Below are 11,831 nucleotides of genomic sequence, written 5' to 3'. Positions count from 1 at the left end.
TTGATCAGTAAATAAAATAAAAAAATGTCGAAGGTATTAATTATTGGTGGTGGGATTGTGGGTTTAACTTCTGCATATTACCTGCAAAAAAAAGGATATGAGGTAACTGTTATAGATAAAGGCAACATTACTGATAACTGCTCTTTTGGTAATGCAGGAATGATTGTGCCGAGCCATTTTGTGCCTTTGGCTGCACCCGGAATGATTAAACAGGGCATCAGATGGATGTTTAACAGTAAAAGTCCGTTTTACGTCCGACCTTCATTAAATGCAAATCTCGTTAATTGGGGATTGAAATTTATGAAACATGCCACCGCAAAACACGTTAGCCAGTCGGCAGAACCCCTTCGCGATCTTTCTCTGCTGAGTAAAAAATTATACGAAGACCTGGCAAAAGAACCAGGTTTTAATTTCGAGATCACCAATAATGGTATTCTTGCTTTTTACAAAACAGAAAAGGCAGGTGAGGAAGAGGCTCATTTGGCAGCAAGGGCAATAGAACTGGGTTTGGATATGGCCGTATTAAGTGCCGATGAGTGTAGGGCACTACAGCCCGATCTGAAGTTGGATGTTTTAGGTGCGGTACATTACCGTTGCGATGCACACCTCTATCCAACAAAATTGATGAACGCCTTGCTCAAATATTTAACCGCCAATGGCGTAAGAATTGAACGTGGTAAAGAGGTTGATCAAATAAAAGTTGTTGGCAAGCGCATAATGAAAGTTTTTACAGGTATGCAGGCCTGGGAAGCAGATCAATATGTGATAGCTACAGGCTCATGGTCGCCTGCAGTGGCTAAAATGGCCGATATCAACATATCATTAATGCCAGGTAAGGGCTATTCTTTTATGGAAGCCGAGCCTCAAAACCGTTTAACTATTCCGGCATTGTTATGCGAAGCGAGGGTAGCCATTACCCCAATGAATGGCCAGATCAGATACGGCGGTACCATGGAACTGGATAAAATTAATAACAGGATAAACATGCAGCGGGTTAAAGGTATTGTGGAGTCGGTGCCAGCTTATTTCCCAGATCTGAAACCTGCACTTCCGGCAGAAAAAGACATTTGGTATGGTTTCCGTCCATCTTCCCCGGATGGTTTACCTTACATTGGCAGAAGTGAAAAAATAGATAATTTAATCATCGCAACTGGTCATGGTATGATGGGTTTGAGTTTAGGTCCTGCCACAGGATTACTTGTTAGCCAGGTTGTTGCTGGAACGGCTACCGATTTGAAATTGGAACCATTTAAAGTGGTTCGATAGCTCAATGATTCATTTAATTAATTCGTTTTTTTCGTAATTCATTGTTTAGCTTAAAGTTATATAATCGAAGTTGAGGTATCATTGTTTTGCTGATTTCTATAGCATTATCCATATAATATTAGCTGATTATAGCAGGATTTTAACCTGATTTGGTATTTGTTTGATTTTTATGGTTAATATCCTTACATTCAATTCATAATCTGCAAACCGAACCAAATCAACCAGACTATGAAAGTATTACCATTTACCATGCTTGTGCCCGACGATAAGAGCGTAATATCGGAGCATATAGAACTACCATATTTTTATCAGTATCTGCACCGACATGATGAATGGCAGATTACTTATATAGAAAAAGGAGAGGGTACATTAATTGCCGGTAACGATATGCATGCCTTCCGTTCGGGTGATGTTTTTGTGATTGGTGCAAAGCTTCCGCATTTATTTAAAAGCAATCCCGAATATTTTTCTCCGAATAATCATAAAACCATCAAGGCCTGTTCGGTTTACTTCAATCCTAATGGTATTCTGGCTTCGTTGTTTAACCTTCCTGAAATGAAAATGGCCAGTGCTTTTTTAGCCAGGAATAAACACGGGTTTAAAATTCCTGTCGGTTTTACCAAAGATATTGTTGCCAGGTTGTTCGATGTTCATCATGCATCTGGAGTAGACGTACTGTTTAATTTCCTGAAACTGGTTAATGGTCTTCAGGATTTAAACGAGAATGTAGAATCGCTTTGCTCTGATATGTATTCTTCAAACGTTAGTGAAAATGAAGGCATGCGGCTGAGTAAGATCATCAATTTTATTACCCAAAATTACAATAACCAGATCTCGTTAGAAGATGTAGCCAATACCGCTTTTATGACTCCGCAAGCCTTTTGCAGGTACTTTAAAAAGCATACCGGACATACCTTTGTTTCGTTTTTAAATGAAGTTAGAATAAACGATGCATGTAAAAGCCTAATATCGGGCGAAAAAGCAGATTGTATTTCTGGTGTAGCCTATAAAGCTGGTTTTAATAGTATTACCAATTTTAACAGGGTATTTAAAAGCATTATTGGCCAATCGCCAAGGTCTTATATCGATACTTACAACAATGTGAGTAAAGTAAATTACGTAGGCGCTTAAACAATTAGATGTATTCTTTAAACATAGTGTGATAGCCATTTTTTCAAATGGAGTGGGATGCTTTTTGCATAATTTTTAAAATAGCGCTTATCATAAAGTGATGCCAAGATCCATAATCCCGTATTTACAATCAAAAAATATAATAATGATTTTTTCAAAGGCCAAAATGGCGATAGTCCTTGTTTTATTAAGTTTAGCTTTTTTTCAAACAAAAGCACAGCAGCCAACACTAAGCCCTTATGCTCCTGGTGTTCTAGAAATGGCTAATGCCTATCAATTATCCAATAAACTCGATACTGCATTGCGCAATATTCCAACCAACAACGATATTGTTCCTTACTGGAAAAAAGATGGAAGTGCATTCTGGTATAAAAAAAACCTACCCAACCGAACATGGGCGTATTATTATGTAGATGCCGCAACAGGAAAACGAAAAATAGCTTTTGATCATGATAAACTGGCGCAAAGTCTCGAAAAAATCTCGGCTAAAAAACAAAATCCGCTAAAACTTCAGTTTGATGAGCTGAACTTTGCTAATCAGGGTAATAGTGCTATACTTAAAATATATCATAAATGGTACCAGTTAAACCTGAGTGATTACAGTTTGACCGATGCAAAAGACACAAGCGTTTATCGTTACAATGCTAAAAAGCCTTTGCAACAGCGCAGATCGCGTTGGCAGAGAAATCGTGAATCGCGAAAATCACCAGATGGCAAAAACGAAATCCTGATCCGCGGAGGAAACCTGTTCGTGGTCGATCTTGCAACCAAAGCAGAAACACAGTTGAGTACCGATGGCAATGCAGACAAACCTTATGGCGATTTTGAATGGTCGCCGGATAGCAAAAACATTGTGGCTTACAAAACCGATCCTAAAGAAATTAAAAAAGTGCATTATGTATTGAGTTCCGTTCCCGGTACTACACGTGGCGAGTTAAAATCAAGAGAATACGCACAGCCTGGCGACGATTTTACAGCTTATCAACCTTATATTTTTAATATATCAACTAAAACAGCCATTAAGGTAGATGCCGATCCGATTGACTTTTTCGGTCCGCCAGACTTACATTGGCGTTCGGGCAGTAGCAGGTATTACAGCTACGAAAAAGTAGATAGGGGCCATCAGCGTTTCAGGGTAATTGAAGTAGATGTTTTAACAGGCAAAACCAAAAATATTATCGACGAAAAGACAAAAACTTTCATTTATGAAAGCCGGATTTATACGCGCTACTTAGCCAAAACAAATGAAATGTTGTACACCAGCGAGCAGGATGGATGGCAGCATCTTTATCTTGTAAATACGCCTAGCGGAAAACAATCGCTGATTACCAAAGGAGATTATGTCGTTCGTGATATTGATAGTGTGGACATAGTAAAGCGCCAGGTTTGGTTCAGGGCCTGCGGAATGAATGTTGGAGAAGATCCTTATTTTATCCACTACTACCGGATCGGTTTTGATGGTAAAGGCTTGATAGACCTCACCCCCGAAAAAGGTAACCACAGTCTTAGTTTTTCTCCCGATCGCAAATATTACATCGATACCTATTCGCAGGTAAATATACCGCCGGTTACCGAGTTAAAGTTAACGGCGAGCACTAAAAGGATTGCGGAAATAGAGCATGGTCAAAAAGAGGCATATTTAGCTACCGGTGTTAAATTACCTGAGGTATTTGTAGCCAAAGGACGTGATGGCATAACCGACATCTGGGGTATTATTTGCTTTCCATCAAAAATGGATGCCAACAAAACCTATCCCGTTATCGAAAATATTTATGCAGGTCCCCATGATAGTTTTGTGCCTAAAAGCTTTTTACCAGCCAGCGAAATGCAGAGCATAGCTGAACTGGGCTTTATCGTGGTGCAGATTGATGGAATGGGCACCGCTAACCGATCTAAAGCCTTTCATGATGTATGCTGGAAAAATATTGCAGATGCCGGTTTCCCTGACCGGATATTGTGGATGAAAGCCATGGCGGCGAAATATCCAAATGCAGATATTACACGCGTTGGAATTTATGGTACTTCTGCAGGTGGACAGAGCTCAACGGGGGCGCTGTTATTTCATCCGGAGTTTTATAAAGCGGCAGTTTCTGCCTGTGGCTGCCATGATAACCGGATCGATAAACAATGGTGGAATGAGCAATGGATGGGCTATCCCGTAGGGCCGCATTATGGGGAACAATCTAACATTACCAATGCAGCCAAATTGCAGGGCGATTTATTTCTGATTGTTGGTGAAGCTGATGAAAATGTACCACCGGAATCGACCTACCGGTTAGCAGATGCCTTAATTAAGGCGAATAAGAATTTTGATATCTTAAGCATCCCAGGTATGGGCCATAGTGATGGCGGCACTTACGGACGGAGGCGTAAACGTGATTTTTTTGTAAAGCACCTGCTTAATGCTGAACCACCAAACCCGAATATTTCAAAGTAAATTGTTCATTGGTTCATTGGTGATTGGTTATTAGTTTATTCGTAACTGCAAACTGTCAATTGCAAACTGGTTGTTTTTAACCGATAATTGGTACATTAGTCTCAAATAATTTTAATTATCAGTAAATATGTTGCCAAAGATCAAAATATCGTGCTTGTTTTTATTTTTTTTAATATTTAATGCATTTGTTGCTCATGCATCGAAGTTAGATTTCTATCAAATTAAAATTTACCATTTAAAAACTGATGCGCAGGAAAAGATAGTAGATGAATATTTACAGAAAGCTTATTTGCCTGCACTACACCGTTCTGGAATTGCAAAAGTGGGTGTGTTTAAACCAATTATAAGCGATCCGGCTACGGTTACTGAAAAGCTCATTTATGTATTTATCCCTTTAAAATCATTCAATGGTATTTTAGAACTTGATAAAAAACTGGCAAAAGACCAGCAATATGGCATTGATGGTAAAACATATTTAGATGCCGTGTATAGCGATGCACCCTATGAACGCCTTGAATCCATTGTTTTAAAGGCCTTTGAAGATGCACCCGCTTTTGTGCTGCCTAACTTAAAATCACCAATGAAAGAACGGGTATATGAACTAAGAAGTTACGAATCGCCCACCGAAAAATATTACCAGAACAAGGTGCAGATGTTTAATAAAGGCGACGAAATAGGCTTATTTAAGCGGCTTAATTTTAACGCAGTATTTTATGGAGAAGTAATTTCAGGGAGCCGAATGCCTAACCTGATGTACCTGACTACCTTCGAGAATAAAGCAGATAGAGATGCACATTGGAAGGCTTTTTCTGCTGATGATTACTGGAAAAAACTTTCTGCAATGCCAGAGTACCAGCACAACGTTTCTAAAAACGATACAAAATTCGTATATCCTACCGATTATTCGGATATTTAGTTCATTAGTTGATGAGTTCTTTGGTTATTGATCATTGGTTCACGGGTCATTCGTTTATTGGTCATTGGTGATTATTTAATTGTTTTTTCTCCTTTAACTAATTTGCTCTATACGAATAATCGACTCCTGACTGCGGACTTTCGACTCCAGACTAAACAGAAATCAACTGCTCAATTGCATTTAAAAATTTTGTAAAATCAAGTGGTTTTGGTAAAAATTTGCACTTATTGGTAAAATTATCAATCGCTTGTGTACCTTGTGTACCTAAAATTACGACATACTTCACGCTGTTTTTTAGCATCCTGGCTACATCGATGCCCGACATATCCATTTGTACATCTAAAAATAGGAAATCTATTTTTCCGAACGTCCAAAAGGCGGCCATAGCGTCTACTTTATCTGTAAAGCTGCCTTTAAGTTCAAGTTTATCTATTTGGGAAACGAAATTTTCGAAAAGTGGTTTGCTCATGCGGCTATCATCAATGATCACGCAACTATAAGGTTGGGGTACTAAAAGGTTCATTAATCTGATTTTGTCATCTGTATGCAAAATGCCTGCCATAAATGATTGTTAATTGTAAAAGATTTAGGTAGGTTAATCGGTTAATTGTTTAAATCGGTTAATTGGCTCCAAAGCTAAAGGCCCAGATGATTAATCGGTTAATTGTTTAAATCGGTTAATCGACGCCAAACGCCAGACTCTGAACGCCAAACTAGTTAATCAGCTCCCAACGCCAAACTCCGCGCGCTCAACTCCATGCCACCAACCTAAAAGTAAAAAACATGATAGACAAACGATTGCGCGGTATTTGTCCTTAAAAACACACCGTTTCCTTATACACGATTGCTAACTTTAGCCAACAGCAGCTAACACCAGAGGCTTGCCTAATCATATAACATAACCAAATCAAATTTTAATGGCCCTGCAACCCTTTTACAAACGCTTTAAAAACATAATCCTATTAACGTTTACTTCTCTTTTTTATGCATTTCCCGCCTTTGTTTCTGCCCAGGAAACGGCGCAAAAAAACAACGAGACTGTTCAAAAAATTATCAAGGTAACTGATGTAAAAAAAATCAATTCGACTACAGTTGAATTATTGCTTACCGATAATCAGCGATTAACACTCGATTTTTATGGCGATAATATTTTTCGCCTTTTTCAGGATCCCACTGGTGGATTTATCCGTGACCCTGAAGCAAAACCAGAAGCTAAAATTCTGGTAGAAAATCCACGTAGACCGGTTTCAAAACTGGAAATTAAAGATGAGCATAATCAGTTATTCATTTCTACGGCTAAGATTACCGTTCTTATCGATAAAAATACTTCTTTAATCAAAATTATTAACCTCACCACTCAGGCCGTGGCTTTAGAAGAAATTGCCCCCATTCAGTTCGAAAAAGGAAAAGTAACACTCAGCTTTAAAGAAAATCCACAGGAGTATTTTTATGGTGGAGGTGTACAGAACGGTCGTTTTTCGCATAAAGGAAAAGCCATTTCCATCGAAAACCAAAACAGCTGGACAGATGGGGGAGTAGCCTCGCCAACACCTTATTATTGGTCTACAAATGGTTATGCCGTAATGTGGTACACCTTTAGCAAAGGCAATTACAATTTCGGTGCTAAAGAAAAAGGATTGGTTAAATTAACACACGAAACCGGTTACCTGGATGCCTTTTTTATGGTAAACAATGGTGCAGTACCTTTATTGAATGATTTTTATCAGCTCACCGGAAACCCTATATTATTGCCGAAATTCGGTTTTTACGAAGGACATTTAAATGCCTATAACCGCGATTTTTGGAAGGAAGATGAAAAAGGAACTTTATTTGAAGATGGCAAACGTTATAAAGAAAGCCAGAAAGATAATGGCGGAGTAAAAGAATCGCTAAACGGCGAGAAAAACAATTATCAATTTTCGGCACGCGCTGTAATCGACAGGTATAAGAAAAATGATATGCCTTTGGGCTGGGTACTTCCTAACGATGGCTATGGTGCAGGGTATGGCCAAACCGAAACATTGGATGGTAACATTCAAAACCTAAAGAGTTTTGGCGATTATGCCCGTAAAAATGGTGTGGAAATAGGCCTGTGGACACAATCTGACCTTCATCCCAAAACCGGCGTAAGTGCATTATTACAGCGTGATGTCATCAAAGAAGCAAGAGACGCCGGTGTTCGGGTGTTAAAAACCGATGTGGCGTGGGTTGGTGCAGGTTATTCTTTCGGATTGAATGGCGTAGCCGATGTAGTGCAGATTATGCCTTATTATGGCAACAGCAGCAGGCCTTTTATCATCTCGTTGGATGGCTGGGCAGGTACGCAGCGTTATGCAGGTATCTGGTCGGGCGATCAAACCGGCGGGGTATGGGAATATATCCGTTTTCATATTCCTACTTATTTAGGTTCAGGTTTGTCCGGTCAGCCAAATATTACATCCGATATGGATGGTATTTTCGGTGGTAAAAATCAAACCATCAATACCCGCGATTTTCAATGGAAAACCTTTACGCCCATGCAACTGAATATGGACGGCTGGGGTGCTAACGAAAAATATCCACATGCATTAGGAGAACCAGTGGCCTCGATTAACCGCAATTATTTAAAGCTGAAATCCGAATTAATACCTTATACCTACAGCATCGCGAAAGAAGCCCTTACAGGCTTACCGATCATCAGGGCAATGTTTCTGGAATATCCAAATGCTTATACCAAGGGAATTTCAACACAGTATCAATATTTGTACGGACCATCTTTTTTGGTGGCACCGATTTATCAGGCTACTAAATCTGATGATAAAGGAAATGATATCCGCAACGGTATTTACCTCCCAGAAGGAACCTGGATCGATTATTTTACTGGTGAAAAATATGCAGGAAACTGCATCATTAACAGTTTTGCCGCACCACTTTGGAAATTACCTGTTTTTGTGAAAAACGGAGCAATTATTCCGATGGCAAATCCAAATAACAATGTCTCAGAAATTAATAAAGCCAACCGGATTTATGAGCTTTATCCATCCGGAAATACCTCATTTACCGAATATGATGATGATGGAGCAACTGAAGCCTATAAATTAGGCAAAGGTGCGTCAACTTTAATCGAATCAACATCAGATCAAAAAAATAATGCTTCGGTAACCATTAATATCACAAAAGGCGATTTTGATGGCTTTGTTAAAGAAAAAACAACTGAATTAATCGTTAATGTTACTGAAAAACCTAAAAAACTGCTTGCAAAAGTTGGGAACGATAAAATAAAACTTGCAGAAGTAAATTCGAAAGAAGAATTTTTAAAACAAAGCAATGTGTATTTCTACGACGTTGCACCGAATTTAAACCGTTTTGCGACAAAAGGTAGCGATTTTGAAAAAGTTGTGATCACCAAAAACCCGCAGGTTTTAATTAAAATCCAGGCTACTGACATTACACTAAACCCTGTAACTGTTAACATACAAGGATTTAAATTCGAACCTGCAGATAAACAGCGCGTATCAAGCGGTAAGTTGGCTGCTCCGACCCATGCAAGTATCACCGATAAAAACAGGGAAGCTTACACACTTACCCCAACATGGAGCAAAGTAAATAATGCCGATTTTTATGAAATCGATTTTAACGAGATGCATTATACCACCATCCGCGATACTGCCTTGTTATTTGATGGTTTAGCCGCAGAAACACCTTATTCGTTTAAATTGCGTGCGGTAAACAAAGATGGTTATTCTGACTGGACCGAAATTAAAGCCACCACTAAATCTAATCCCTTACAATTTGCCATTCAGGGTATTGTAGCTCAAACTACAGCCGAAAATCAGGAAGGTGAAGACGTTAACAACCTGTTCGATTTTGATGAGGGTAATATATGGCACACCAAATGGGGCGTAAAATCGGTTCCTTTTGATATGGTGATCGATCTTAAATCAATCAATCAACTCGATAAATTTCATTACCTGCCTCGTAGCGGAAGAGGCAATGGGATATTGTTAAAAGGTAAAGTGTTTTATAGTAATAATAAAGAAATCTGGACAGATGCGGGAACTTTTGAGTGGGTAAATAATGGGGATGTTAAAATATTTAATTTTGCCAGTCATCCAACTGCGCGTTATATTAAAATTGCAGTTACCGAAGGTGTAGGCGGTTTCGGATCAGGTCGCGAATTATATGTATTTAAAGTTCCGGGAACCGAAAGTTACCTGCCTGGCGATATCAACAACGACCGCCTGATTGACCGGAATGATTTAACCTCTTACATCAATTATACTGGTTTAAGAAAAGGAGATGCTGATTTTGAAGGTTACATCAGTAATGGCGATATCAATAAAAATAACCTGATTGATGCTTATGATATTTCGGTAGTAGCTACCCAGCTTGATGGTGGTGTAGACGATAATAAAATTGATAAGGTTGCTGGTAAGCTAGAAATCAATACAGCAAAGCAGACCTATAATAAAGATGAGATTATTGAAATTAAAGTAAAAGGAGTGAACCTTAAATCTGTAAATGCCTTAAGTTTTGCCTTGCCGTATCATGCAGAAGATTATGATTTTGTAAGTGTACAGAACTTAAATGTGAAACAAATGGATAATTTTACCAACGACCGTCTGCATACCAGCGGAGATAAGGTTTTATACCCAACATTTATTAATGTTGGCGCTAAAGAAACCTTAAACGGGACCAATGATTTATTTATCCTGAAATTAAAAGCAAAACGTAAGCTTCAATTTAACCTTAAAATTAATAATGGAGTTTTAGTGGATAAAAACTTGAATACTGTTAAATTTTAATAGAAACATTTAATTGAAAAAGCGGGACTGGTATTTAACCGGTTCCGCTTTTTTATTTGGTTACAACTAGGTGATAAAGCGAAAAACTATTTAATATCTTCAATTAAAGCCTGTTTCCTGATTCTACTAAGCGTTTCGAGCCGCATGCCTATAAATGAAGCCACATACTTTAATGGCACACGGTTGATCAGGTGCGGATAAGACACCAGAAACCTTTGATAGCGTTTTAATGCAGTAGGAAGCCTGCAGATGTATGCCCTTTCAGTTGCCCCCTGAAAATAGATTTCGGTCATTTTACGCCCTACATAGTTGGCTATGGGGAAATTTTCATAAAGCAGTTTCGACATTTCATGCGGAATGGCAATTGCAAATACCGGATCAATCGTTTCAATATATTCATCGGATATTTCATTCTCCCACAAATTCCTGATTGTTCCTGCCAGTTCGTTTTCTGCAGCAATCCATGTGGTAATTTTTTTATTTCCCATTTTAAGATAACCATGTACTGCCCCTTCTAAAATGAGGAAAATATAGCGGTTGTGCTTTAATGGCGACGCAATATGCTTGTTTTTGGCAAAGCGTATAGGGAATGTATAACGGTTAATAATGTTTTCAATTTCAGGGTTGAGCGGATGGTAAGACTTAAAGACTGTAATAAGTGGCGAAAAACCACCAAATGCAGCCCATTTATCTTCACCATAAATATTTTCAATATTCATTAGGGAAAAGCGAATGTATATGTAAAAGTGAAAATAATAATGAAAATAAAAAAGTCACTAACTACCTATACAACTAACAGGAATGTTAAATAACTTGGTATGTGTAGGATTTAGAAAAGTTTTGGTAATATAAGTATTGATTTCGTTTTTTATTGCTTCTATACAAAATAGCTATAAATATGATTGTACAAAAAAAAATTGGGATCTTTAAAAACAGGCTTCTTTAATATTTGATTTTTTGATACCAAGGTGGCCAGGAAAGCATAAAAAATGATTTTTTTTTAATCGTATTTAACATCATGATTCATAAATATTTAACTTCTTTTTGTTTAGCTAAGGTTAATTTTATATTAAATATTTTGGATTTATCCTTTGCACGAATGAATTTAATTTCTATCTTTGCAGCCCCGCAAGGGGGGTAAATGATTCCGTAGCTCAGCTGGTAGAGCATTACACTTTTAATGTAGTGGTCCTGGGTTCGAATCCCAGCGGGATCACAAAAAGCCTCACAGAAATGTGAGGCTTTTTTGTTTCAAATGCCCACGTCCTAAAATAATACTTCTTTTTTGGTGACTATC

The 11,831-nt window shown here is 38.2% G+C and carries 7 protein-coding genes and 1 tRNA gene; 6 read left to right on the top strand and 2 right to left on the bottom strand.

Annotation, left to right across the window (positions count from 1 at the left end; all coding sequences use genetic code 11):
- The first annotated feature begins 24 nt into the window (after positions 1 to 24).
- The 4 genes from U859_RS0124310 (at position 25) to U859_RS0124290 (ending at position 5,750) form a co-directional block, all read left to right on the top strand.
- Positions 25 to 1,266 (top strand): NAD(P)/FAD-dependent oxidoreductase, encoded by a 1,242-nt coding sequence (locus U859_RS0124310; protein WP_025145867.1) that lies wholly within the window; start codon positions 25 to 27, stop codon positions 1,264 to 1,266.
- Positions 1,267 to 1,494: 228 nt separating this feature from the next.
- Entirely contained in the window at positions 1,495 to 2,397 is a 903-nt protein-coding gene (locus U859_RS0124305; RefSeq protein WP_025145866.1) for an AraC family transcriptional regulator, read from the top strand.
- A 145-nt stretch (positions 2,398 to 2,542) separates the two neighbouring features.
- Complete coding sequence (locus U859_RS0124295) at positions 2,543 to 4,834, top strand: S9 family peptidase (RefSeq protein WP_025145865.1); 2,292 nt, start codon at positions 2,543 to 2,545, stop codon at positions 4,832 to 4,834.
- Positions 4,835 to 4,988: 154 nt separating this feature from the next.
- Complete coding sequence (locus U859_RS0124290) at positions 4,989 to 5,750, top strand: NIPSNAP family protein (protein WP_240183091.1); 762 nt, start codon at positions 4,989 to 4,991, stop codon at positions 5,748 to 5,750.
- Between the two features lie 151 nt (positions 5,751 to 5,901).
- Here the strand turns inward: U859_RS0124290 and U859_RS0124285 are convergent, their stop codons facing one another.
- Positions 5,902 to 6,273, bottom strand: coding sequence for a hypothetical protein (locus U859_RS0124285; protein ID WP_162800027.1), 372 nt, complete (start codon positions 6,271 to 6,273; stop codon positions 5,902 to 5,904).
- 394 nt (positions 6,274 to 6,667) lie between these two features.
- Between U859_RS0124285 and U859_RS0124280 the strand changes: the two genes are divergently transcribed.
- Complete coding sequence (locus U859_RS0124280; RefSeq protein WP_025145862.1) at positions 6,668 to 10,534, top strand: TIM-barrel domain-containing protein; 3,867 nt, start codon at positions 6,668 to 6,670, stop codon at positions 10,532 to 10,534.
- 86 nt (positions 10,535 to 10,620) lie between these two features.
- On the opposite strand, the gene U859_RS0124275 is transcribed toward U859_RS0124280, so the two are convergent.
- Positions 10,621 to 11,253, bottom strand: coding sequence for a Crp/Fnr family transcriptional regulator (locus U859_RS0124275; protein ID WP_025145861.1), 633 nt, complete (start codon positions 11,251 to 11,253; stop codon positions 10,621 to 10,623).
- A 424-nt stretch (positions 11,254 to 11,677) separates the two neighbouring features.
- Here U859_RS0124275 and U859_RS0124265 point away from each other — a divergent pair.
- Positions 11,678 to 11,750: transfer RNA gene (locus U859_RS0124265), tRNA-Lys, on the top strand.
- Positions 11,751 to 11,831: the final 81 nt, after the last annotated feature.

The organism is Pedobacter jeongneungensis (genome assembly GCF_000633455.1).
GTDB classification, from domain to species: Bacteria; Bacteroidota; Bacteroidia; order Sphingobacteriales; family Sphingobacteriaceae; genus Pedobacter; species Pedobacter jeongneungensis_A.
Note: the sequence above shows the minus strand (reverse complement) of the source record. Positions and strands in the feature narration are given on the sequence as shown.